At 53.4% G+C, this 22,982-nt stretch carries 33 protein-coding genes and 1 pseudogene; 2 read left to right on the top strand and 32 right to left on the bottom strand.

All coding sequences use genetic code 11. The annotated features are described in order from the left end of the window. Nucleotides 1–2: 2 nt before the first annotated feature. The 25 genes from terL to ACMWKK_RS15255 form a co-directional block, all read right to left on the bottom strand. The gene (terL, locus tag ACMWKK_RS15375) at nucleotides 3–1,652 is read right to left on the bottom strand and encodes a phage terminase large subunit (RefSeq protein WP_065944687.1); all 1,650 of its coding nucleotides are present in this window, start codon (nucleotides 1,650–1,652) and stop codon (nucleotides 3–5) included. Between the two features lie 24 nt (nucleotides 1,653–1,676). After that, entirely contained in the window at nucleotides 1,677–1,883 is a 207-nt protein-coding gene (locus tag ACMWKK_RS15370) for a hypothetical protein (protein WP_063930090.1), read from the bottom strand. Next, nucleotides 1,876–2,376 carry a DUF1804 family protein gene (locus ACMWKK_RS15365; RefSeq protein WP_000941096.1) on the bottom strand — a complete coding sequence of 167 codons (501 nt, stop codon included), beginning with the start codon at nucleotides 2,374–2,376 and terminating at the stop codon, nucleotides 1,876–1,878. Before ACMWKK_RS15365 ends, ACMWKK_RS15370 begins: the two co-directional genes overlap by 8 nt. Before the next feature lies 1 nt (nucleotide 2,377). Then, nucleotides 2,378–2,662: a hypothetical protein gene (locus ACMWKK_RS15360; protein ID WP_048977996.1), complete on the bottom strand. Its 285-nt coding sequence runs from the start codon at nucleotides 2,660–2,662 to the stop codon at nucleotides 2,378–2,380. Beyond that, nucleotides 2,659–2,901, bottom strand: coding sequence for a hypothetical protein (locus tag ACMWKK_RS15355; protein ID WP_000171281.1), 243 nt, complete (start codon nucleotides 2,899–2,901; stop codon nucleotides 2,659–2,661). Before ACMWKK_RS15355 ends, ACMWKK_RS15360 begins: the two co-directional genes overlap by 4 nt. Nucleotides 2,902–2,909: 8 nt before the next feature. Further along, nucleotides 2,910–3,542, bottom strand: coding sequence for a hypothetical protein (locus ACMWKK_RS15350; protein ID WP_406542855.1), 633 nt, complete (start codon nucleotides 3,540–3,542; stop codon nucleotides 2,910–2,912). Beyond that, nucleotides 3,508–3,771, bottom strand: a complete 264-nt coding sequence (locus tag ACMWKK_RS15345) for a DUF2644 domain-containing protein (protein WP_023063181.1) — start codon at nucleotides 3,769–3,771, stop codon at nucleotides 3,508–3,510. The genes ACMWKK_RS15350 and ACMWKK_RS15345 overlap by 35 nt, the downstream gene beginning before the upstream one ends. Beyond that, nucleotides 3,768–4,412, bottom strand: coding sequence for a glycoside hydrolase family 19 protein (locus ACMWKK_RS15340; protein ID WP_063924410.1), 645 nt, complete (start codon nucleotides 4,410–4,412; stop codon nucleotides 3,768–3,770). Before ACMWKK_RS15340 ends, ACMWKK_RS15345 begins: the two co-directional genes overlap by 4 nt. 78 nt (nucleotides 4,413–4,490) lie before the next feature. Continuing rightward, complete coding sequence (locus ACMWKK_RS15335) at nucleotides 4,491–4,997, bottom strand: hypothetical protein (RefSeq protein ID WP_032663808.1); 507 nt, start codon at nucleotides 4,995–4,997, stop codon at nucleotides 4,491–4,493. Beyond that, entirely contained in the window at nucleotides 4,997–5,431 is a 435-nt protein-coding gene (locus tag ACMWKK_RS15330) for a Mor transcription activator family protein (RefSeq protein WP_023311913.1), read from the bottom strand. The genes ACMWKK_RS15335 and ACMWKK_RS15330 overlap by 1 nt, the downstream gene beginning before the upstream one ends. After that, a complete protein-coding gene (locus ACMWKK_RS15325) occupies nucleotides 5,376–5,852 on the bottom strand; it encodes a gp16 family protein (RefSeq protein ID WP_049111791.1) in 477 nt (158 codons plus the stop codon). The genes ACMWKK_RS15330 and ACMWKK_RS15325 overlap by 56 nt, the downstream gene beginning before the upstream one ends. A gap of 61 nt (nucleotides 5,853–5,913) precedes the next feature. Then, the gene (locus tag ACMWKK_RS15320; RefSeq protein ID WP_023063184.1) at nucleotides 5,914–6,129 is read right to left on the bottom strand and encodes a hypothetical protein; all 216 of its coding nucleotides are present in this window, start codon (nucleotides 6,127–6,129) and stop codon (nucleotides 5,914–5,916) included. Between the two features lie 177 nt (nucleotides 6,130–6,306). Next, on the bottom strand, nucleotides 6,307–6,522 hold the full coding sequence (locus tag ACMWKK_RS15315) for a hypothetical protein (protein WP_049111788.1): 216 nt from the start codon (nucleotides 6,520–6,522) through the stop codon (nucleotides 6,307–6,309). Then, nucleotides 6,515–6,988: a DUF4406 domain-containing protein gene (locus tag ACMWKK_RS15310; protein ID WP_406542854.1), complete on the bottom strand. Its 474-nt coding sequence runs from the start codon at nucleotides 6,986–6,988 to the stop codon at nucleotides 6,515–6,517. The genes ACMWKK_RS15315 and ACMWKK_RS15310 overlap by 8 nt, the downstream gene beginning before the upstream one ends. Before the next feature lie 67 nt (nucleotides 6,989–7,055). Continuing rightward, nucleotides 7,056–7,316: a DUF4752 family protein gene (locus tag ACMWKK_RS15305; RefSeq protein ID WP_023311919.1), complete on the bottom strand. Its 261-nt coding sequence runs from the start codon at nucleotides 7,314–7,316 to the stop codon at nucleotides 7,056–7,058. Nucleotides 7,317–7,320: 4 nt separating this feature from the next. Next, nucleotides 7,321–7,566, bottom strand: a complete 246-nt coding sequence (locus ACMWKK_RS15300; protein WP_000224583.1) for a hypothetical protein — start codon at nucleotides 7,564–7,566, stop codon at nucleotides 7,321–7,323. A 4-nt stretch (nucleotides 7,567–7,570) separates the two neighbouring features. Then, the gene (locus ACMWKK_RS15295; protein WP_023311920.1) at nucleotides 7,571–7,909 is read right to left on the bottom strand and encodes a hypothetical protein; all 339 of its coding nucleotides are present in this window, start codon (nucleotides 7,907–7,909) and stop codon (nucleotides 7,571–7,573) included. Beyond that, entirely contained in the window at nucleotides 7,906–8,625 is a 720-nt protein-coding gene (locus ACMWKK_RS15290) for a DUF2786 domain-containing protein (RefSeq protein WP_121909005.1), read from the bottom strand. The genes ACMWKK_RS15295 and ACMWKK_RS15290 overlap by 4 nt, the downstream gene beginning before the upstream one ends. An 80-nt stretch (nucleotides 8,626–8,705) precedes the next feature. After that, nucleotides 8,706–8,897: a hypothetical protein gene (locus tag ACMWKK_RS15285; RefSeq protein WP_049111784.1), complete on the bottom strand. Its 192-nt coding sequence runs from the start codon at nucleotides 8,895–8,897 to the stop codon at nucleotides 8,706–8,708. Nucleotides 8,898–9,120: 223 nt separating this feature from the next. After that, a complete protein-coding gene (locus ACMWKK_RS15280) occupies nucleotides 9,121–9,765 on the bottom strand; it encodes a DUF3164 family protein (protein ID WP_023311923.1) in 645 nt (214 codons plus the stop codon). After that, on the bottom strand, nucleotides 9,755–9,961 hold the full coding sequence (locus tag ACMWKK_RS15275) for a hypothetical protein (RefSeq protein ID WP_058653834.1): 207 nt from the start codon (nucleotides 9,959–9,961) through the stop codon (nucleotides 9,755–9,757). Before ACMWKK_RS15275 ends, ACMWKK_RS15280 begins: the two co-directional genes overlap by 11 nt. Nucleotides 9,962–9,973: 12 nt before the next feature. Continuing rightward, entirely contained in the window at nucleotides 9,974–10,264 is a 291-nt protein-coding gene (locus ACMWKK_RS15270) for a hypothetical protein (RefSeq protein WP_023311925.1), read from the bottom strand. A 10-nt stretch (nucleotides 10,265–10,274) separates the two neighbouring features. Next, nucleotides 10,275–11,168 (bottom strand): AAA family ATPase, encoded by an 894-nt coding sequence (locus tag ACMWKK_RS15265; RefSeq protein ID WP_038637759.1) that lies wholly within the window; start codon nucleotides 11,166–11,168, stop codon nucleotides 10,275–10,277. Between the two features lie 11 nt (nucleotides 11,169–11,179). Beyond that, on the bottom strand, nucleotides 11,180–13,225 hold the full coding sequence (locus ACMWKK_RS15260) for a Mu transposase C-terminal domain-containing protein (protein WP_063617272.1): 2,046 nt from the start codon (nucleotides 13,223–13,225) through the stop codon (nucleotides 11,180–11,182). Beyond that, nucleotides 13,225–13,482, bottom strand: a complete 258-nt coding sequence (locus tag ACMWKK_RS15255; RefSeq protein WP_023311692.1) for a helix-turn-helix domain-containing protein — start codon at nucleotides 13,480–13,482, stop codon at nucleotides 13,225–13,227. The genes ACMWKK_RS15260 and ACMWKK_RS15255 overlap by 1 nt, the downstream gene beginning before the upstream one ends. Before the next feature lie 134 nt (nucleotides 13,483–13,616). Here ACMWKK_RS15255 and ACMWKK_RS15250 point away from each other — a divergent pair, with 134 nt between their 5' ends. Beyond that, complete coding sequence (locus ACMWKK_RS15250; protein ID WP_080472297.1) at nucleotides 13,617–14,387, top strand: XRE family transcriptional regulator; 771 nt, start codon at nucleotides 13,617–13,619, stop codon at nucleotides 14,385–14,387. A gap of 197 nt (nucleotides 14,388–14,584) precedes the next feature. Here ACMWKK_RS15250 and ACMWKK_RS15245 read toward each other — a convergent pair. From ACMWKK_RS15245 to zupT, 5 genes and pseudogenes are all read right to left on the bottom strand, one after another. After that, nucleotides 14,585–14,971 (bottom strand): annotated as a pseudogene (locus ACMWKK_RS15245) (type 1 fimbrial protein); the annotation flags it as partial. Further along, a complete protein-coding gene (locus tag ACMWKK_RS15240; RefSeq protein ID WP_045330067.1) occupies nucleotides 14,955–15,716 on the bottom strand; it encodes a molecular chaperone in 762 nt (253 codons plus the stop codon). The pseudogene ACMWKK_RS15245 and the gene ACMWKK_RS15240, both read right to left, overlap by 17 nt. 6 nt (nucleotides 15,717–15,722) lie before the next feature. Continuing rightward, nucleotides 15,723–18,161, bottom strand: coding sequence for a fimbria/pilus outer membrane usher protein (locus ACMWKK_RS15235; protein WP_112781529.1), 2,439 nt, complete (start codon nucleotides 18,159–18,161; stop codon nucleotides 15,723–15,725). Nucleotides 18,162–18,235: 74 nt separating this feature from the next. Further along, nucleotides 18,236–18,796, bottom strand: a complete 561-nt coding sequence (locus ACMWKK_RS15230; protein WP_112781493.1) for a fimbrial protein — start codon at nucleotides 18,794–18,796, stop codon at nucleotides 18,236–18,238. Nucleotides 18,797–19,157: 361 nt separating this feature from the next. After that, nucleotides 19,158–19,931 (bottom strand): zinc transporter ZupT, encoded by a 774-nt coding sequence (zupT, locus tag ACMWKK_RS15225; RefSeq protein WP_045330071.1) that lies wholly within the window; start codon nucleotides 19,929–19,931, stop codon nucleotides 19,158–19,160. Between the two features lie 196 nt (nucleotides 19,932–20,127). Between zupT and ygiD the strand changes: the two genes are divergently transcribed. Next, nucleotides 20,128–20,916 (top strand): 4,5-DOPA dioxygenase extradiol, encoded by a 789-nt coding sequence (ygiD, locus tag ACMWKK_RS15220; RefSeq protein ID WP_112781494.1) that lies wholly within the window; start codon nucleotides 20,128–20,130, stop codon nucleotides 20,914–20,916. 79 nt (nucleotides 20,917–20,995) lie between these two features. On the opposite strand, the gene ACMWKK_RS15215 is transcribed toward ygiD, so the two are convergent. Continuing rightward, nucleotides 20,996–22,156 carry a glutathionylspermidine synthase family protein gene (locus ACMWKK_RS15215; RefSeq protein ID WP_045330074.1) on the bottom strand — a complete coding sequence of 387 codons (1,161 nt, stop codon included), beginning with the start codon at nucleotides 22,154–22,156 and terminating at the stop codon, nucleotides 20,996–20,998. A gap of 2 nt (nucleotides 22,157–22,158) precedes the next feature. Next, nucleotides 22,159–22,827 (bottom strand): DUF1190 family protein, encoded by a 669-nt coding sequence (locus ACMWKK_RS15210; protein ID WP_045330076.1) that lies wholly within the window; start codon nucleotides 22,825–22,827, stop codon nucleotides 22,159–22,161. Between the last annotated feature and the right edge of the window lie 155 nt (nucleotides 22,828–22,982).

The raw sequence follows: 22,982 nt of genomic DNA, 5'->3' as shown, positions 1-22,982 counted from the left end.
TATCAAAATCCTCCTGAAGGACCGAACCTGTCCCCGCTATGGCCACGGCGGGGAACAGCTTTAAATTCGAAATTGCCAGCGCCGGAAACGGCCAGCATCCAGAGCATATGCAGGGCATCAGGCCCGTCATCATGGTCAGCTTTGGGGAAGTGCCGGAGCTGGTCGATAAGAGTGGTCTGCGAAGGGTGCAGGCGTATCAGGCCGTTGGCCATATGTGGCTGCAGTGACTCGATGCGCAGGAGCTTATCAACCGAAGGTGTGACGGCTCTGGCAGGAACGGGGATACCCATCGCAGCGGAGCGCTTCACCAGTTCGGTGCGCAGGAACTCCTGGAACTGGACGGACTCGACCGCCCAGACGAGGCAGTTATATTCCCGCTGCAGCTCGATAACGTCAGAGATAATTTTGTCCGGCACACGCTTTCGGATACGCGCTTCAACAACGTCCAGAATGCCGGTAAAGCGGTTGAAACCGCCAACCAGTAACGCAGAAGGGTCACGGCTGTTGCCGTGTTTACCCAGACTCGGGTCACATGCGCCATAGAAGCGCCACTCGTTAAGGCGGTTGACCCAGAAGTTAATGCAGCCGGTAAATGGCGCATCTTCGCCGCTGACGGGATCGTTCTGATATTCCGCATCAAAGGTACTGTGGCCATCACGGGCACGGATGAGCATCAGGGCATAAAGCGGACGCGCAGCCCATGACACAACTGCACCTTCATCCATCTCAGCCTGATGCTCACGGTAGTATGCCTGCGCCAGCATCTGACCATCTTCGTCGTTGTTGCGCAGGATTTCTTCCCACTTATCCCACAGCGACATATTGTGCGGCCAGCTGATAAGCGCCTTGAACCGGGCCCGCGTCCATAGCGGATTTTTAAGGGTACGGGAAAGCACGGAATCGTAGTGCAGGATTGTCCCGATATACACCACATCAAACTTGGCCCCTGCGCCGCCAAGCGGCAGGACGGTTTTTTTGAGCCAGTTATCGAGCTTGTCACGCTGCTCAGGGTTACGCACCAGTTCATCGTTCTCGATATCATCGAGCACAGCCAGGTCAGGACGATACGGGCCATGGCGCAGACCACGCAGCTTTTTGCCACTACCGGCGACCTGAACCTTAATGTCGTTGCGGGTGAGGATGGTCCCGGCCTGCCAGACGCGGCCACCGCCCGTCGCTTCCGGGAAATCCATAAGCAGGCGGGGGTTAAACTGCAGTTCCGCCTTTATCGCCTCCAGCATCGGATAGGCCTGGTCGATGGAGTCCATAATGATGACCGGGTAATGCTTGAGCGCCAGCACAATGCACCAGATGACAAAAAGCTGACTCACGATGGTGGATTTGGCTTCACCACGCGGAGCCGCTATCGCATCGTTCTGGCTTCCCGTAGCCTGGATGATTTCAGGCAGGCGCTTATAGAGATAGTTATGCAATTCACTGCGGGCGGCATGGCGGACATAGTGCGGAAAATAATGCTGCACAAAGTATTCAAACCCCGTTACAGGGTCAGCAACGAGGCCACGACGTTCAGCAATTGCAGCTGCGGAGGGGTCAAAGCCCACATCTTCCGCTTCAATGGTGCGACGAAGACTGGCGGAGAGTTCCGCCAGTTCGGCAAGAAAATCTTTGCTGGATAACTTAGTTCTGGCCATGATTAATTTGCCCTTAACAGCCTGTTAATGGTGATTGCGGAGGGCTTTATTAACCTCGCTGATGAAGCGGTTCATCGACTCGATGCCGGTTTTATCTCGTTCAACATCGAGGCTGTAGCAGCCTGTCGACGTCGCGACGGTTACGTTTTTGCCGCCCGCGAACCGGACGCCCAGCACGTCACTGGCCATCACATAGTTTTCACTGTTAACCCGGATTAACTGGTCAGCCATAGTGTTGCTCCATCTCCTTGCCGAAGGGTTCAAGGATTTCCACGAACGCGGCCAGATGCTTTGGATAGTGCTCGGCGACAAATGCGCTGAGCTTCTGGATAACATCCAGCGCCACCGCCAGCTGGCTTACCTCCGGCAGTATTTTCTTGTTTGCTGCGACGGCTTTGTTAAATGCATCGGCAAGGCTTGCCAGAAGCTCGACGCGTTCCCCCGGAGGGAGCTGAGACTCGGTTGTCAGCAGCTCCAGCGTGGTCTGATACTGGGTCATTAACCCGGTGAGAATGGCGCGGCCAATCTCCTCAAGACCGTTCCCGGCCATAAGGTGAGCGGCGCGTAACTTGTCCCAGTCATCGCCTGCGTCCTGTGCTTCCTTCTTCCAGCGGCGAGCTGTCGCAAATGCCACGCCAGCCTGAGCGGAGGCTATTTCAAGCGACATCTGGCCGAAGATATAAGATCGTCGCAGTTTTTCCCGTGTTTCCTGCGGATGCGCCATATCACAGCTCCAGTTTTGCGCGAATGAGCAGAATGGCTACCGTGATGACGCCGCCCGCGATGCCACCTGTAATCGCACCGGCAGAGGCACCACGTCGAGCGGCATCGTCGCTGATGGTAGTGAGACGAACATCAATCCGGCTCAGCTTGTCATTAATCCCGCCCAGAATGTCCGGGCTGACGGGAGCCTGCAGGCGGTCGAGCTGAGCTGAAATCCGGCTCAGCGTTTCCTGTTCGCTCTGGCTGATTGTCACGCGGCGGGTTCGGCGCTTGTGTCTGGCTTTCATTTGTCCTGTTTCCTGTCCAGTTTGTTATCAATGCGCTCGATAGCCGCTCGCAGCTCCCTCATCGCATCCATCATTGCGGTGTAGTTACTTTTGGCATCCTCACGGCGCTGGTATTCATCCCGGATGCGATCAACCGCCTTTTCCAGGTCGGTGATGTCTTTTTGCAGACGACGTATCCAGATGGTGCCGAAGGTTGCAGCCAGCGCCAGCGCAATCTGAAAGGCCATATCAAGAGTCATAATATTTTTCACTTCCTGTAATACTCGTTTATTGCCTGCAGCCTGCCCTCAAGGAGCTGGCACCATGCGCCGTATTCCGCTGAAAACGACACTATTCCCGTGGGGGAGAGTCCGCCACCGGTGCCTGTGGCCTGGCCGGAATGACCAGAAGTGCCGCTGGCGGTGGCTGGCAGATGCTGACCAACGGGGAGGCTTTCGGTTCCGGGGTAGCCGAAGGCTTCACGGAAGAGCTGCAGGCCGCCAGGACCAATGCCGGTATAACCAGGACCATCTTTATCAAGTGCATCTTTAAGCCTCTTTTTAAGATCGCGAACAGTCTCGTCATGTGCCTTTTGTTTTTCAGCCAGCTCGCGGGTCAGCGCATCCGCTTTCTGCTGCCAGGCGTTCTGCTTATCAAGTGCAGCCTTCAGGTCAGTTGCATATTGATTCGCAGCACTGAGCCGCTCCTGATCCCACTGCCGTTCTTTTTCACTGAAACCATCAGTCAGGCTTTGCTTCTCCTTGCTGAAGGCCAGCGCCTGAGCGTCCAGCCTGTTGCCTGTGATGAAGGTGCCGAACCATATCCCGCAGCCTGTCAGCACCACGACGACGAGCAGCGGTTTCCAGCTAACCTTCAGGATTTTCAGGGCTGCTTCCCACATCGCGCACCTCTCTGGCTCGTTTGATGGACATGTGTTTTGATGCCTGGCTCTGTGCCACCCATGCGCCCAGATAGGTGAAATACAGCTCACCAGGTGTTTCGGGACGGGTTACGGTGATCCAGACCAGCACGAAGGAACTGACCAGGAAGGCCAGAAAAACGATGGTATCTGACGTTGAGAGACGACCGGTGGCCGGGTTCGTCACCAGATCGCGCAGAGAGATCGTCATAGCGCCGCCTTAGCGACATTCAGCCGCGCCACACGGTCGGCCTGACCTTCAGCCGGAGGGTTGATACGGCGGGTGACAGCCAGAAAATCGCCTTTGTCCGCCAGCTCGTTGCAGCCATTAGCCTTCCAGTACCAGGCCGCGCTGCGGGCTGCGTTGACATACTCCAGTAGCAAATCGGGGTTAGCGATGAGATCGAGACCCAGCGCCTTACCACAAAGCAGGTAATTATTGCGCAGGGTAATCTGAATCAGGCCACGCCCGCGAAAGCGCCAGCCATCGCCTGATGCTTCATTACCGTTACCACCCTGATTTGCGTAAACATAATTCGCCATTTTTTCAGGGTTACGGGTATAGCGGCGGGCAAATTCAATCTCGCCGGGCTCGATAATACGATTCTTATTGAGATCGAAGTCGCTGCGGAAAATACGCGCCACGCGCTCAGCATCTGAATAATAGAGATTTTCACTGAGCCGACTGAAGCCCGCGCTCTCGTGGCCGGTTTGAGCAATAAAGGCGGCAAGCCGGGCTGGTGTATTAATCTGGAATTCAGCGGTGGCTTTACTGAATGGTTCAAACCAGCGTTGCGCCATCACTGGCGAAAGGCCCGCTGCTCGCTGAAATTGTGGGAGTGTTAAAAGCATAACGCCATCCGGTTAAAAAGGGATGGCGTCAGTATTTCATCGGGTTAGGTGAATAATCAGGTGAAGGGGTTCAGTGGCTTATTGACTAACATCAATTATCTCTACATCGTCACTTTCTTCAATATGCGCAGGAGGTGGGTTGTTAATTGCAAATTTACATTCCTTACCCTGTTTTATGTATGATTCACCCTGCGCATTCACAGCCTTAACATTATCAGTTTTTAATGAAGATAGCCTTGCTATCCAATATGAGTAAGCTGCTGCTGGTAACGTAGCGCAAGAGCTAAAAGGTGTAGGGTTTAAAAGAAGATTCTCCCCATACAATTTTTTCGCATCCTCATCAAGGAGGAGGAAATGACGACTCACTGCAACAACTTCAGGTGTAAGATATCCCAGACTCTTGTACATATCAAAAACAGCAGTTGCACCCATTAAAGTGCTCTGCGTTTCATTAAATATTCTCTTAGTTTCCTCAAGTTGATTTTTATAAGTCTCAACTGCTTTTGTATTGGGTACTGTTTTTGCTACTGCAGTAGTACTAAATACCACCAAGAAAAATGCCACATATCTCATTGCATTGCCCATTAGAATAATTTTCCTTGACTGTTACAATCTTTGTTTTTCTGCTGTGCAAGAAGTTCCCACGCAAAGCGATCACTAAAACCATACTTAGGGCAAAGAAAGGTCATGGCCATAAGAGAGGATGAACCTTGTCCACGCACTTCGGCGAACTCGGCTAGAAAGCGACGGTTACGTAATTCACGAAGGGCACGATCACAGCGGGGTAAATAGAGAACTTCGCCGCCAAAATTCTTGATGAGTAATTGGGTTTTCTCATCGCCGATAGTATCGCGCAGGAGGGCCGCGCGGCTGGCCCCCATAGCGCGGAGGCCTTTGCCTATCGGGAACGTGGTGCCACCAAAGGCAGAAAGAAGCTGCTCGGTCGCCGGGAAGCCTATCAGGTCAGCTATTTGTATCACTGCTGATGGCAGCAGCTCCGTCACCTGTTCCAGATTCATTATTACGCTCCCGCTTTTTTCGCCGACTCGCATCAATGCTGAGAGCCTGCATGAGTTTGGTTAACTGTTCTGTCGTCAACCACTCGATGTATTTGACGTGGAACATATGATCGCACATTTTCTCGGCATAATTCCACGGACGTTTTGCATCTGCAAGTAATGCATGAATTTTAGCAAGAATTGACTCGCGCGTATTGGCAACCTTTGGACGTCGACCGTGCTTTACCGAGTAGCGAGGAAAGCCCTTATCATGCATATATTCCCTGACAGCCTGCAGTTCGTCGAGAGTGCATTTAGTGGATGATGTTTTACCGTTGCATAAGCGAGACAGGACACTACGGTAGGTTACATCATCCCACCCAAGATATGCCTGACCGGCTTTAATTGCCCCTATAAGACCTCGTTTTGCTGGCGTGGACATAATATTTCTCCTGTTGGTTGCCATTATCGCAGGCACTTTGTGAAGTGCCTGCTGTAATGACTTACTTTAAAGGTTCCATTTTGCTGACGGATATACCACCGATTTTCCCTTCAACCCTGACAACCAGACGACCATTGCGCATATGCCAGGCTTCTGAGCGGGTTATTACGGTCTCCCGTTCGGGCATACCTGGTGTCGGGTGATACAGGAAACTGGAGCCGACAGGAAAACGCTGGTTAAATGTCTTCGCCGTCAGGTTTCTGAGCAGACTTTTCATCGTTCTCCTCCATATGTGCATCGGTTGCAATAATGCTTAATGGCCATAAGAGAAATGCGAACCAGCAATTCTGGCAGGATAAATTAGCCAATCCCACCAATCGGACCAGGATGCATGCCCAACACCAGCCAAGTGTCAAATACATCGCCAGAAATATGAGGATGAAAGCTATATCCATCACTGTATTCCCCGAAGTTTCTTGAAAGACTCAATCGCCTTTCTCATATCAGCCTGAATCGCCTTATTAAGAACGTTGCGGTTACTCGCGTCGTAATAGTTGAACCGCAACTTAAGAGGAACCGACAACAACTCAACAACCTGGCTGTTATCACGGAAGAACCAGACACGGCGGTTGCCGTTATCCTGGAACTGGCAACCCATTACGCTATGCATAACTCACCTCCGTTAATGGGTGACGTTTACGGTGGATCGCAATCGACACGCTTTCCCAGTCCTGGTAAAGAAACAACAGACCAAGCTCACAGGCGCGATCAAACTCCCTGGTTGCGCCTGTGCTCTTTTCCCAGCCGTTCAGGAGGAAAACAGCATCAGCCTGCTCAAGCATGGACAATGTAATTTGCAGATACTGCTCATGCTGCAGGCCGTCAGGAAGAATGGCCGGATTGAGGACGGTGAAGCCGCGCTCTTCCAGGATGCGAGCCTCAGCGTTGAATTCATCGCGGTTAAAGTTGTGATACCCGGTCATTGGACCTGCAATGAAAACCACCGGCTTACGCTCAGAATGTTTGTTTAAATTCATCAGAGATACCTCACATGATTTTTCCAGCGGTTCTGTGCAGCGCTGCGTTTCTTTTTGTCGCACCACTCGTTGCCAGGCTGGGGTATCGTTGCCGGCCATCCTGTCATCGCTTTACGGTTACTGAATTTGAAAGGCATGCGCAGCAGTCTTCTTGCTTTGCGGTTTGTCATTTGGCAGCCTCCTCAGAGCGAAACATCATGATTGTCAGAGCGCCCTTTGTGGCAAGACGAACGGTTGTACCAGGCTCAATGCTCTGCAGTTCGAAAGCGTCGTATAACTCATCAATAGCCTTCTGACGACGTGATGACTTGCGGTGTTTATCCCACGATTTCAGAACAGCAGAGGTAAACCACTTACCGGTCTGGACCATGATGAATAGCCAACCCATGAAGGCGAGCCCGGTATTCAAAATTTCGGTGATTGTCATTTCTCTATTCATCTCCCTGGTCGAACAAGATTCGCGAGTAACCCGCATTGGTAGATACTTCCAGCCATCCATCACACCGTTCACCGGTTCTGAGATTTATCACGCGAGAATGCTGGTATTGAGAGCCTCGGATATCTTCCAGTTCATCATCGCTGAAAAACATCGGCTCTCCGCAGTGAGGGCAGTAGCATCCGTAATCACCATCAGCGCGCCCAATTTTGTTAACTATGAGAATTTCGTTGGTAGCCATGTCACTATCCTTTACCGGCAACGCGTTCTGCGTCATACAGCCATGCATCAATCGGATTCAATGAGTTTTCGATTGGTGCCCCTCCTGATTGATACATCAGCTGCCTTGCACGTAAAAACAGCTCGTTCACAGCTTCCAGCTCATCCAGCTGCGCCAGCACATTAGGGTCACAAACATCAACAACCGTTAGCGCGTTGGCACGAGCAAACTGGACATCAAGCGCTGTAGCCAGATTGCGAACCAGCGCGGCAGACTCAGCGCAATGTAGTTCTTTCGCCAGCGCATGCCCGGCTGCTACGAGTTCTTTGACTGGCGTAGTTTCCAGTTGAGGCGAGGTTTTCATTTTGTCACTCCGATCTGTTCGCATTTATTAGCTGAACTGCTTACCGCGTGATGTAGCTGCGCATTACGTCCAGCCAGATATCCCTCGCTTTCCGCCTTATCCTTTCCTCTGGCTTTGCCGGGTTTGCGCGGTTCCAGCCTTTTCATGCCTTCGCTTAATTTCCTGCTGCGGTAGCACTCCATCAGAGTTGTCTCCGCCTCCGTGACGGCGAAATCACTGACAACGGCATAAGCACCGTTGACCCATGCGGAGCAGAAGGTATCGGCGCGGGCAACTTTTGTGGCCTGTTTGATGTTCTTGCGTAATGTGGATAGGTAATCACGGCGGGCTTTCACCAGTTGCTTACCCAGAACTTCGAATGAGTATGCCGCTATCTGAGGGCGTTCGTCGGGGCCGTAATAGTGTATGGTGCGTTTTGCTGGCTTGCCCCACTGCTCAGTGCCATGGCTGGTGTAAAACTTCACGCCAAAAACGCGGGCGACCATCTCTGCCAGTATTGCCATATATTCCGGCATCTTCTCAGCATGAGAGGGGGCCTTCTGGGTAGAAGCTTCATTGATATCAATCAAATCAGCACCAGCCTCAGTCAGCTTGTGGGTTTCCATCAGACGCTGAGCACGGCGCAGGGCAAGTGCAGCTTCTTCAGCGCTGGAGTTATTACGCGCCATCGCGAGCAGCTTTTTAATTCTCTGGATATATTTCTCTTTATTTTCCATTGTTCAACTCCTGAATTTGGCGTAAGCCAGCCCCTGCGGGTTTACGCCATTTTTAAAAGTGATTTAAATTACGGTTAAAATCAGTTGACGGGTTTCAGCGATTTAATATTCGCGAAATAAGGCTCCTGATTTATTTCCACGACCGTGACCTTATAAAGGTCATTTGCCACATCTATCGTTCTGACTACACGGCCACCGCGTAAACCTGTGGCTGGCTGATAGATAAATGAACTGCCTTTAGGGTAAAGGGCATTGAATTCTTTAGCTTTCATCTGGAACACCCCAGCCACGATGTGCGGCATGACGACAGAACTCCATACGCGAAGCCGCATAAATAGAGTTCACCTCCATTTTTGCCAGACTGAAGCCTGTTTCCATGAATCCGCCGCCCGCTGAAACTCGCCGTTCTGTTCGGCAATGACAGCGCTGGTTGCATACGACATGAAAGGGCTGCATGGTTTGTCCGATTTAGCACGATCAAACAGAATGGCCATCTCACACCCCCACGCCAGCGATATCGAGAGGAATGGCGCGATACTGATCGCTTTCACCAACGCGCTCATAAACACGGATATAAGAACGGCTGCCGACAACCTGAACAGCCTCGCCGATGGCCTCCATCGCCTTAACCCAGCGAGCGTCTGTAATATCGAGGCGGCGCAATGCCAGAACCGCGCCGGTATTCACTTCACCTTCTTTTTCCGTCTGGAATGCACGGGTGATGATGGCGCGAATCTCCGGGCGGGCATTCTCGGTCCAGTCTGCCAGACATTCATCAATCAGTGATTTAGCAGCCTGCAGGCGCTCGTCAAATGCGATACGGTCCTGCATGGCACGCTGAACCTTATAGCGGCCATCATAGCTGTAGAGCGTGACGTTACCTTTTTTGCCGCCCAGGCTGACGCCGTACTGACTGGCGGAGATATCAACAAAGGCTCCGATATCGGAAAAGCCGCTAAGCTTGAACTCTGCCAGTGCAGCACTCAGGGCCGTCGCTTTTTCGACGATGCTACGCACCAGATCGTCACGCATCTGGTCGGTATCTTTGATCAGACTGACAGGGGTCAGTACGCCCTTGGCGTCAATCCAGTAACCCTCTGGCGCTTTTTTTTCAGTGAATTGCTTGTTTTCAGTGGACATTTTTACTCTCCTTAAATTGACGCGTTACTTTCTTAACGACTTCGTTAACCTTTGCCAGCACATGACCAGCCAGACCTTTACCCACTTTGTCAGCCACTTTGCTGACGATATCGCTGTCGCCGTCATCAGGGATAACCCTGCAACCGACTTCAAAACCGCGAGATTTGTCCTTTATTTCAATAACAATCTTTGCCATATATCCCTCTGCTTAATGAAGTGATTCAGACCAGACCACCCGACACCCGCTTTCATCCTGATAGACGCCCTGGCGAAAGCGCCCGTGGCGGTCATTGCCTGTGATATCAAACCGAGCCAGACCCTCTTTTTTCATCCGCTCGCACCATGCATGGCGCACGATACGAATGACCGGCTGTGTGTTGCGCAGGGATACACTTTTCACCTGAACTCCCTGTGCTGACAGAAATAAAATCAGCGTTTCTGCCCGGATCAACGCAGAGATAACGCCTGCGTTGTCGGTGTTTCCTGATGTTCTGGTCATGGTTAAATCCTCAGTTAATGAGCATTTCTGCGAACTTGCGGACAGCGCCTGCGCTGACTGCATGGCCACTGATATCGCTGTGACGGCTGACACCGCGCACCAGTTTGAAAAGACGTCTGGCGTTTCCGTTGCTCGCCCGGAATAGCGCCTCAGATACGTCAGGGTTCTCAGCATCCGGCAGCATACTGATCGCGATATCGCTGATATCGGCCTGCGGCAGGGATTCGCCGATGTTGAGCGCCAGACCCACGCGGCTGAAAAGCTGCTGATACTCACCGCGCTTGCCTTTAAGGTTGATAATGAGGCGAGGCATCCCGGCCAGAACGACACCGATACCGGCTTTGTCGTGGATGCGGCGCAGTGTTTCCAGCGCACGGTATGGAAGGTTCTCAGCCTCATCGACCATCAGGAGGCGACCTGAATCACGCAGGGCAGCAATACAGGCTTCGCTGAGTTCATGCATGTTGCCGCGTTTGCTGAGGCCAAGCAGCCCACACAGCTCTTCGAGCACAACACGGGCGGTATAGCCGGGGTCGGCCTCTATCAGCAGCGCATCACGATGTCTGGATGCGTATTCGCGCAAAATCATGGTTTTACCCAGGCCAGCAGCACCATAGAGAACGTTGATCTCACCATCCAGGTGCGCCAGGCGAATGACCTCAATACCCTTGCGGGAGGTCACTGTTGGGATATAACGCGGCGTGATACGACGCGACTTTTCCTTGTCGGCTTCGCGGGCAATGAAGCTGCGGGCCAGTTCGTCGATGCTTCCCACATCCCCCTGATATTTTCCCTGCAGGTACTGATTAACCACTGCCGGGCTTTTACCAAAAGCGCGGGCTACCTGTGTCTGGCTGTAACCCTTGCGGGACATAAGTTCATTCAGTTCTGTTTGTAGGCTCATATGTCTCTCACTTACCGGGTATTACCGGTTTTTTTCAGATATTCATCGCGGTCGGTTTCGAGGAAGAAATAATGCTCTTCTTCCGTAATCCGGCTGAATTCAGCCGGGATAAAACTCCCCAGATCGTCGAAGCGCTGGCCCGGTAATACAGAGCGGCCCTCTGCTTCAATTTCCTGGCGTTTGTCTTCAATACGGTTGAGGCGGCGCTGGCGGCGTTTCTCAACAGCCACATCCATTGCACTCACCGGTATTGCGGCACGTTTATTACCGTTCCAGATCGCAGTACAGACGTAGGTACCATCCATCCGGCGAACGATAACGGAAGAGGGATCGTGAATATCGAAAGCCACCCGCACCTCTTCGCTATCCACCTGGATCAATTCTTCAGAGAAGTAGTCGTTGTTAAACAGACGCAACCAGCCACGCTGCGCGGTACGCACCATCTCCGGCATAAAGGCTTCGCGCAGCTCTACATCAGTCAGATATTCAATATCGTCACCTTCAGCTTCGAGAACGGCACGACGATAGGCAGCCGGAGTCATGTGACGCCCGTTACGTTTTGGAAGCTCACGATGTTCATGCGTGTTGTTGTATGCATCAACTTCGCTGGCGATTGCGTCAAGCAGCTGCTGCCAGGAGGGCAATTTACCCAGGGCATTACGCTGTACTGGCGTCAGCTCCCGTCCGTTCTCCTGCGCCTTAATGGCTGACTGGATGGCACGCGACGTGATGCGGGCATGCTCCCGGTCAGCACTGTCGCCGCTGAACGTATCGAACTGCATGGCCACGCGGCGGGGAACCCCCTTGTTAAGCCGTTCGATGATGCCGCGAGACTGAGGACGCCCCGGAATGCTGGTCGGGTGCTCAATACCAAGGCGGCTGAAAATACCCGTAACATCGGCATCAAGCGTTTTGTTTGTTTCACCGCCGCCGTTATCGGAATACACAAATAACGGTTTGCCGAAATGACGCATGGCGTAACGGTAGGCATCAGCAACAGCAATAACGCTTTCTGAAAGTGCCAGGCTCCAGCCCGTAATAAAGCGTGTCCGGCCATCAATAATTAACGTCAGCTCTGGAGTGAACGGGCGTCCATGGTCAGGGTGTGCCACTTTCATCTCAAGGGATTTACCATCCGCAATCCAGCAGCCATTAACCGGCATAAGGGACCAGTCACGTTTCTGGAAGCACTCATAAGCCAGCGCAGCAGAACCACTTACACGGCCACGGGCTTTCTCACGGCGTGGCAGCTTTTCCATGGCACGACGAACGGCATCATAAGAAGGGCATGCAACAGCCATTGCAGGCTGGTCAGCATAGATAACGGACCACTCTTCCTGAAAATCCCGGTATGCCTCGCGCAGGCTTGGGCCTTTGCGGTTACGCCAGTGAGCAAGGAACGCCGGGAGCCAGGTAATCTGCTCAGGCTTCTTCGCTTTAAGATGGCCAGGGGCCAGCATGGCCATACGCTCAACGCCTGGCTTTGTGGATTCAAAAATGGTCAGCCATTCCTGGAGGCTACGGGTACCAACACCGGCACGGCTGGAGCCTTTGCGGGCATTGGCCATCTCAGCAGCCTTAAGCAGATGTGCAGGCAGTGTACCTTTACGAGACTCGATAGAGATGTAGTTAACCGCTGCGGTACGGGACATCCCGGCATCGCGCAGTTTCTCCACTTCCATTGCCAGAACAGCACGAGCATCGGCGATCTCTTTCTGTTTATCAGTCAGAGAGCCCACTTCACGCTCAAGAAGAGCCGGGCACTGGCGAATCAGAGCAAGTTTACCGTTATCAGATGAACCTATATTCGAACTGGTTTTGGTTTCTTTTTTACTTACCTGTTGAGTTGATAATATTTCTTTGTAATAACGGTTCTTTAATTCTTCCTGAGTCACAATCGGTAACGAATCAATGTGGTATTCAAACGCTTTTGTACCAGTGCGTTTTCTTCTCATTGATGGATTCTTGGATGCAAGGTTGTCCAAAAATTTCCGACAACCTCTCTCTGTTGCTGGTACACCAGCACATCCAGCTAACTCAGATACCGTCGACCACATCACAGCACCTCACAATATCTTGAAGGCCAGATAACCGACGGTTCAACGCCTATTGCGGAAGCGATAATGCGCTCACCCTTAGGGTATTTACGGTCTAAAGCGTTATTGAGAGTGCGGGCATTTAAACCAGCGTTACGGGATAAACCAGCCAGGGTGGTCCCTTTCTTACGTAACTCGGCAATGATGTCAGCACGATGCCAATCACAAGAAGTGATTCCATTTGTTGATGTTTTCTGAGATTCTACTCGTTTATACATAGTAATAACTCATCTGTCTTACACACTGTAATAGTAGTGTTGATCACTAAAAGGAAAATTACAAGCTTTTATTGGTTCCTTTTGTGACTCAAATGACAACTATCGCGAACACGCATCTAACACTGGAGGAATCAATGAGTTATACAGAAAAGGATCCACAGAGCGAAAACGGCCCAAAAGTTCCTTTAAGTGATAATCAAAAAGGAACCACTTTTAGCGACAGGTTGCGGAAAGCGATAGACGGCAAGAGCATCCGTCAATTTGCGGCTGATTGCGGAATTAGTTATGGGGCGATGCATAAGTACTTTGCTGGCCACACACAACCGACACTGGACAACTTAGTTGTGCTGGCCCGTACAGCTGGAGTGAGTATCGAATGGCTTGCTACGGGTGAGCAGAGCAGTACTGGTACCAATTTAATTTCAAGGCCAGCAACTCCACCAAGTACAGCCATAAATGATGTGCATGGAAATGAAGTTGATTTAGAAGAGTTCATTTTTGTGCCGCGCTATAACGTGACTGCGTCTGCGGGCTACGGTGCTTGGAATGATGATGAAACGCCTATGTTCACGGTATCATTTAGACGTTATTGGGTGGTTAATCATTTGAAGGCTGATCCCAAACAGCTGTCTGTTATCAGCGTGCAAGGCGACTCGATGGAAGGCGTCCTGAACGACAAAGATATCATCCTTGTAAATCATGGTGATCGGGAACCTAGAGAGGGAATCTATGTATTGCGACTCGATGGACAATTAATCGTAAAACGAGTGCAGCGCTTGCCAGGAGCACAACTCATTGTTACGAGCACAAACCCGGTTTACAAGCCGTTCAACATTGACCTTAACAATGTCCCATCGGATTTTTGTATTGTTGGCAAAGTGGTCTGGTATGGTCGGGTCATTTAACAGTTTTTAAAACATGTTTAATACCGATCTCATTGCTCTCAAACCAGTGCAAAAGTTAGCGCATTATTTCTCATAATCTATCATTTTCTGTCGAGCTGTGCGGAATCCTCACCGCGCCTCGCAACCCCCGTCATTCATGGCCTCAGCGCCTTTCTTTCCCCACATAACCACCATGCAGAAACGATCACCTCCCCACACATGGTGATGCTGTTATTATCAAGGCACTGGTGGGTATCTACGCCGTTTGGCTGCCCCGTCGCGTCATAATCCATGCCTTCATAGGAGACGCCCAGTTCGTAGTAAGGATCGGAAGCGGACGGATAGGGGTTGACCCAGGCATAGACGTCCTCTTTTTCGAAACTGCCCGCCACGTCGTGGTTACAGGTGACCGGGATTTTAATGTCGTCGGATTCCCAGATCTTTGCCCCCACCTGTGCGTTGCTGGGGATGGCGAACGGACTGATCGTTTTTGTCTGTTCCACCGGGCCGCCCTGAGCACCCAGGTAGCAGTCGAGCGCCAGCGCGGCTTTTAAGGGCAGCAGCACCAGCAGCGTGGCGATCAAAACGTTAGTGAGCTTTCGCATCGCTTTTGGCCTTCGCATCTTTCAGTTGGCAGATAGACGTGCCATGACAAGTTGCGTCAAGCTTTCTCAGCGCGCCGTAATCGTCAATGTAGCCAATGCTGTAATAGCTACCGTGATACCCGCCCGTGGCGACAGAAGAGGTAGCAAAAGGTGCCAGCATCAGGCTGTCAAAGCCGGGCAGCATGGTTTTACCGTTTTTGCTCAGCCACGCGAGAGTGAGGTAATAGGGCGTAGGGTTGTGAATGGTCAGCCCGGTTGCCGTTGCCGTCACCTCCATGCGCATTTCAGAACGGTCGCCCGCTTTTTTCACGATGGCCTTCGGACGCCAGAACAGCTTGATGCGGCTCTGCATGGCGACCTGCATAACGCTGCGGTCATCGTTGAGGCTGGCGCTTTTTGGCGGCACTTCGCGAAGGTTGAAGTAGAAAAGCGATTCCCGATCTTTAGGCAGCGCGCTGGTGGCCGCCTGCTTAACGATCCTGACCTGGGATGACGATCCGGGCTCAATGCGCTGGATAGGAGGAAGCGCCATAAAGTGGTTGTCTTCCTTATGGCCATTTTCGTCTTCGATCCAGGAGAGCGCAAGATAGGGCAGCGCCTTGCTCTGGTTATCGACCTTCAGGCTGCTGGCCTTGTCGGTTTCGGGAAAGACGATGCGGGTGCGATCCAGGTTGATGGCGGCCTGGGTGGTGAATGCTGTGCCGATCAACATCAGGCACAGGCTTTTCAACGGAGTGAGTTTCATCATGATTTACTGACACGGCAGCATAAGCTGCGAAAGGTTAGTGAGGTGTGAAGGCAGCGTGAAGCGACACTGGCTGGCGTCGCCCCAGGTTACCAGGAATTGCTGCCCGGGCTGTACGGCGCCCAGCCAGATATGACCTTCGTCGGCGACGATGCCCACGTCTTTCCCGCTCTCCGCCAGCTGGACGCGTGCGCCCAGCGGCGGCGTGCCCGATGCGGTGCGCAGGATACCCGCGACATCATTTCCCGCCCGGGTGGCGATCTGACGGTAGCCAATAGCCCCTTCCGTCCAGGTTGAGGTCATGACGCGGTTATCCACGTCAACGCCTTCGGGGAGATCGTTCAGGTTGACCTGCACGCTCGACGGCGAGTAGCTGGAGAAGGACGGCAGCACCCCGATCCCGAACGCGTTGGTCTGGTCGCGCGACATGTTGAGCGGAATATTGCCGATGCCGTCCGTGCTCACCATGACCCGCGGCTCGTTGCCGTAGCTGCGACGATGCAGGGCCATGCCTTTTGCCGTGCCGGTGAACGATCCATTCCAGCTGGCGCTGAGGGAGCTGTACTCATTCGCCTTATAACTCCCTGAAACGTTGAGATCGCCAAGCGAGGAGTAGTGCTGGTAGTTTCCGCTGAACTGGGCGCCCGCGTCGCTCTGCTCGCTTTCGGTACCGGCAGAGACGCCCCAGGTGTTGTTTCTGTCGGCGGTGTCGTACCACGAAACGCTCTGGCTCAGGTTGTCGCTGTTGCGCAGGTCGTAGCTGAGGCGATGGTCAGGATCCAGCGGCACGCTGAGGGACAGGTAGAACTGATTGTCGTCCTGGCGATCTTCATAGTGGGTTTTGCTGTACGACACCGAAACGCCGAGATTTTTCCAGCGGCCCAGATCGAAGTTATACCCCGCGGTCAGGCTTCCGGTGTTGGACGGCGCGTCATCCCACCAGGTCTGGCGGAGCAGGCTAAGGTAGAGATTGAGCGACAGCGCGGGAATGTACTGGCTGGCCGTGATGCTAAACGTCTGTTTTTCCGTCTGACTGTCATTATTGTCGCGGTCCACGTAGCGCGCGTAGCTCAGGAACTGCGGATCGGAGTAGCGGTAGCTGGCCAGGGTGAGCTGGCTTCCCGTGGTATCAAAGCGTTTGCTGTAGTTTAAGCGGTAGCTGTACCCCGTCTGAGAAGCCTTGTCCGGGAGCTGGCTGGTCGCCTGGGTCACGTCGAAGGAGATGGCCCCGAGCAGGGCGAGGTTCTGCCCAATACCCGCTGCGACAGAGCGATAGTTATCCCCATCGGCGAGCGTGCCGCCGTACAGCGAGGTGTTGGAGAGTAATCCCCACGAGAACTCGCCGCTCATAAAGGCGCTGTCTTCAACGGCATGCGACGCATTTTGCCGGGGTTTTCCTGCGGCAAGCTTGTAGCGAACCTGGCCCTGCCGCGTCAGGAAGGGTACGGAGGCAGCAGAGACCTGAAACGTGCTCACGCGGCCGTCTTCTTCGGTAATTTTCACGTCCAGCGTGCCCTGAACGGACTGGTTCAAATCCTGAATCACAAACGGACCGGGCGGCACCTTGGTTTGATAAATCACGCGGTCAGAAAGGCTAACCGTGACCGTGGCGTTGGTTTGCGCAATCCCGGCGATTTGCGGCGCATAGCCGCGAAGAGACCAGGGCAGCATGCGCTCGTCGCTGATCAGCGAAGCCCCGGTATAGGTAAAGGCATCAAAGATGGCGGACTGAAAGTCCGTCTCACCCAGCGTTAGCTTCGCGCCGAGCGTCGGCAGCGGACGGAACATGTACACGCGCGTGAAGCGGCCGTCATGGGTTGAACCACCGTCAGCGTGCGTCTGGGTGTACTGATAATCGCTGCGCAGCCGCCACGCGCCGAGGTTGGCGCCTGCCGTGCCGTAGGCATTGGCGTTGTCCGTGCTGCTGCCCTCCTGCGGCTGATAATGGCTGGCAAAGAGGTTATAGTCCAGCAGGACGCCGGCCACGCCGTTGTCCCAGGTGGAGGGCGGCATCCAGTCGTTCGGACGAAATTGCAGCATAGCCTGCGGCACCGTCACGTTCAGCGTTTGGGTGGACTGCTCGAAGCGAAATTTGATATCCGGTAGCGGCGTAAAATCAACGCAGCCCTGATTGAGCGTTAACGTCTGACGAATGTTGTCCTGCAGGCCAAAGGTATCGGCCAGTTCTGCGGGAATACAGACTTCTGCTTTACTGTTGACCTCTTTCCACGTCAGCTCCCAGCCGTTTGCCAGGGGCGTATTATTGATTGCGACGGTGACAAAATAACGCCCCGGCGTGACGGATGCTTCTTCTTTAAAGCGTGAGAGATCGATGCCCGATCGTAAGTCTTTATCGATAGCATTGATATTAAACTCAGTGCCCGAGGCGGCATGCGAAAGCATGAAGGCAGCAATGATGATTATTGATTGTGATTTATTTTTCATCATTCTGTTACTCGAAGAAATAAAAAGCCGACTGGCAGCCATCACCAGTCGGTCTAACGGTTCATGTTTAAAACTTATTTATACTGCAGCACATAGTTGGCGTTAGCTTCGACCTTGCCCGCGGTGGCCTTGGTGCCGGTCGGAACTTCCATACGTGCTTTAAAGTGCAGCGTCTGGGTGGCAGAACCCGCCAGCAGATCCACGGATTTTGCAGTACCGAGGGTGATGTTTGCTTCGGCGTTGTCCAGCAGGCGGACGCCGACGTTCTGCGCACCGTTTGCATAGGTGTTGCTCAGCAGGCTGGTATCTGTGGCGTTGGTGGCGGTGCTGGAGAAGGTCACTTCTACCTTAGTAATCGGATCCGCGGTTTCATCCTCCGGGTCTTGCAGCTGACAGTTCTCCAGGTTGATGTCTACCGCAACGGGGGTGGACTTCTTGTTCGCATTGATAACGGAGGTGGTTACTTCGCCGAGATCGACTTCTTTATCAACACTGTCTGGCGCAATGCTGCAAGGTGCGTCAATAACAACGCCCTTAAATTTAATTTTTCCGGAACCCTGATCGGCTGCAAATGCCGAACCAGAGACAATTGTCGCCATTGCAATGGCTAACAGTGCTTTTTTACCTGCATGCATGAAAATATCCTTTTCCAATGAATTCATAATCTGAATGATATATTTCAGAAAATTACCCTGAGATTATATCTTTGGAAAAAGAGGTAATGCGATTAGCTGCTCTTAAAAATAAATGTAGGTATTTTTAAAATATATGCCGAGGTGATCTTTAATGCGTGATTTTAAGCGAAAAATCGATTTTTCGTCCATTTGATGAAACAATAATATTGTTATAATAATATCTTATTTAAATATTGACTTTATGAAAATAAATAGATGTAAAAATACGTAAAAAAAACGAAGCAATAAAGGCGTAAATTTCTTTTACCGGATTTATTAATTTTTGGTATGTTTGCCACCGCCACGCGGTGGCAGCATGATGTTAGCCGATACCCGCCGCCTGGAGCAGGACCAGGCTGAGGCCCATCACCGACATTCCGCACAGCACGCCGTAGCTTGGGTTGTTGTTCGGGTCGATCTCTTTCGCCAGCGGCATTAATTCATCCACGGAGAGCGCCACCATAATTCCGGCTACTGCAGCCATAATGGCTGCCATGACGACCGGTGAGACCAGGCTACCGAGTATCAGCCATGCCAGGACGCCTCCCAAAATTTCCGCCATCCCGGAAATCCCGGCCCAGAACACTGCGGTGCGTTTCGAGCCCGTGGCGGCATACACCGGACCGGCGACGGCCAGGCCTTCAGGTATATTGTGTAGGGCGACCGCTAGCGCGATGCCGAAGCCCATTTCAAGATTGCTGCTGGCCGTGACGTAAGTGGCGACCCCTTCCGGGAAGTTGTGCAGGCTGATGCCTAGCGTTAACAGCACGGCGGTACGCTTGATATTGCGCGGTATGGGCGTCACGTTTTTCTGCATTAAATCCTGCGGATGCGCGTGGGGTAGCATTCGATCGAGAGCAAAGTATCCCAGCAGGCCCAGGACAAACATGCCGTAGCCCAGCAGCGGAGACATGCCTTCCGTGCCCAGCGCGGCAGGCAGCATCTCCATCAGGGAGATGAGCAGCATGATCCCGGCCGCAAAGCCCAGCGAGAAGGCCAGCACGCGGTTAGAGGGCTTTTGGCCGAGCACGCCGAGGATCGCACCGATAAAGGTCGCGGCACCCGCCAGTATGGTCAGGATCAGGGGGACTGACATGCATTGCTCCTTATGATAATGATTCTCATTAATATAAATGATTCATTTCTGGCAAAGCGAGGGGCAAACCCCGGCTTTACACATTCCTTACATTCAAATTTCCTGATGATGATCTTCACGCTTATCTGCGTTCATCTTCGCCAGATTGCGCGTAATCTGGCACCATTAAATTGACACCTTCTGTAAGGATATCACCATGACTTCTTCCCGTATGCCAGCCCTGTTTTTAGGCCACGGTAGCCCCATGAACGTTCTGGAAGACAACGTCTATACCCGTGCCTGGCGCCATCTGGGCGAGACGCTGCCGCGTCCGAAAGCGATCGTGGTGGTGTCTGCGCACTGGTTCACCCGCGGCACGGGCGTGACCGCCATGGAAGCGCCAAAAACCATTCATGATTTTGGCGGCTTCCCCCAGGCGCTGTATGACACGCACTATCCGGCTCCCGGCTCGCCTGAGCTGGCTCAGAGGCTGGTGGAGCTGCTGGCACCCGTGCCGGTTGCGCTCGATAAAGAAGCCTGGGGTTTTGACCATGGCTCGTGGGGCGTGCTGATTAAGATGTATCCTGATGCGGATATCCCGATGGTGCAGCTCAGCATCGACAGCACCAAACCGGCCGCCTGGCATCTGGAGATGGGCCGCAAGCTGGCGGCGCTGCGTGATGAAGGCATTATGGTGATTGCCAGCGGCAACGTGGTGCACAACCTGCGTACCGCACGCTGGCACGGTGAGAACACGCCGTACCCGTGGGCGACCTCTTTTAACGACTACGTTAAGGCAAACCTGACCTGGCAAGGCCCGGTTGAAGCGCATCCGCTGGTGAACTACCTGGATCACGAAGGCGGATCGCTCTCTAACCCGACGCCGGAACACTTCCTGCCGCTGCTGTACGTGCTTGGCGCGTGGGACGGCCAGGAGCCGGTGACGATCCCGGTTGATGGTATTGAGATGGGCAGTCTGAGTATGCTGTCGGTGCAGGTTGGGTGAAAACATGCCCGGTGGCGCTACGCTTACCGGGCCTACAAAACCGTAGGCCGGGTCAGGCGAAGCCGCCACCCGGCAGATCTTACTCCACAAAAATATGCGGATAGAACCGTGACAGATCCTGTGTGATCAGCGCGCGATCTTCGCGAATTCCGATCCCGGCCGGCTGGTCGTTGATGAGCCAGCTGCCAATCAGCGTATAGCTGTCGCCAAACTTCGGCAGCTGCCAGAACGCCTGGACGATCATCCCCTCTTCGCCGTACGGCCCTTCGACCGCTTCCAGCGTCTTACCGTTTTCGATAATCGACACGTTCGCGCCTTCGCGGGAGAAGATCGGCTTAACGACGTATTTCTCCATTTGCGGATAATCGTCTTCCGCAAAGTAGGCGGGCAGCAGGTTCGGATGATTCGGGAACATCTCCCAGAGCATCGGCAGCAGGGCTTTATTGGAGATGATGCTCTTCCAGGCCGGTTCCAGCCAGCGCACGCCAGCGTCTTCCAGCTTGGTGGAGAACATCTCGCGCAGCATGTATTCCCATGGATAGAGCTTGAACAGGTTGCTGATAACCTGGTCCTGCATATCCGTAAACTGGCCTTTTTCACCCAGGCCGATGTCCTCGATATAGAGGAACTCGGTCGCCACTTCCGCTTCGGCGGCGCAGTCCTGGAGATACTGAACCGTGCCACGGTCTTCTTCCGTATCGCGGCAGCAGGCGAGATGCAGCAGGTTGAAGCCAAACTGTTCGCGCAGCTCGGCAAAGCGCGCAATCAGCTTTTCCTGCAGGCTGTTGAACTGGTCGCTGCCTTCCGGCAGGTTTCCGGCATTAGCCTGGTCTTCCAGCCAAATCCACTGGAAGAACGCCGCTTCGTACAGCGAGGTTGGCGTATCCGCGTTGTTTTCCAGAAGCTTTGGTTCACCTTTACCGTCCCACGCCAGATCGAGGCGGGAGTAAAGCGAAGGCTGATTCGTTTTCCACGACTGGCGGACGAAGCTCCAGGTGTGCTTCGGAATGCGGAATTTGGTCATCAGCTCGTCGCTGTCGATGACTTTTTCCACCACTTTCAGGCACATCTGATGCAGCTCGGCCGTCACCTCTTCCAGTTTTTCAACCTGGGCGAGCGTGAGCTTGTAATAGGCGTCTTCACACCAGTACGGCTCGCCGTACATGGTGTGGAAGTTAAAACCGTACTCGGTGGCTTTTTCGCGCCAGTCCGGACGCTCGGTGATACTCACTCGTTCCATGATCAGCCGCCCATTGAGCGCGAAGAGGAGGTGCCTGTTGCACTGCGCTGCATGCTGGTCTGCTTCGCTACCGATTCACCAAACCCGCCGCGGGTAATGGTGCTGGTGGTCGCAGGCTTCGGCGCCATCGCCGTTTTCGGTACCGTTACGGTGCGGCCTGGCGTCGCTGCGCCGTAGCCTTTACCGCTGGCATCGGTGTATTGACCGTAAGCCGGGCTGGCCGGATTTTTCGAGCTAAACAGCGGCTGCTGCTGGTAGCCCGCACCGCCGCCCATCAGGCGACCCATCATGTAGCCTGCCATTAATGGCATCCAGAAGCTGCCGCTGGACTGTGCCTGGGCCTGATTTTCAGGCGCAGTGCCGGCCTGAGCCGGTGCCTGCTGGCACTGACCTTCACCGAACTCCGCCACGCAGTCTTCGCGCGAGGCATACTTCGGCGCGGTACGTTCCGCTTCTTTCAGCGCGCTCGTGTAGGCCGTTTTACATTCAGCGGCTTTACCGGTTGCGGCAGAGCAGTCGTCTGCGTTTTGATACAGGGAAACCGTTTCGTCATTTTTCTCACAGCCTGCGAGCATAAAAACGGCCGTAACGGCCAGCGCGACAGGGGTGAGGTGACGCGCATTCCAGCTCTTGCGGAACGACGCGTGATTAATCGTTTTTGTCCGTTTCATATTTGTCTTCCAGGACCCAGTGGTAATAACGCTCAGGATAGAGGATGAGTGGTTGAAAATGAAGCGAAGAGGGGCGGAATCAGGGGGATCTTTACGTTGGCTTACGTTCGAGGCGGATTTTTCGCCGGGTGGCGCTGTGCTTACCCGGCCTACGG

This window comes from Enterobacter sp. 01-M-03-SI-ECC, assembly GCF_047530215.1.
Classification (GTDB): Bacteria; Pseudomonadota; Gammaproteobacteria; order Enterobacterales; family Enterobacteriaceae; genus Enterobacter; species Enterobacter chengduensis.
The sequence above is the reverse complement of the archived record's forward strand: the minus strand, read 5'-3'. Positions and strand labels throughout refer to the sequence as shown.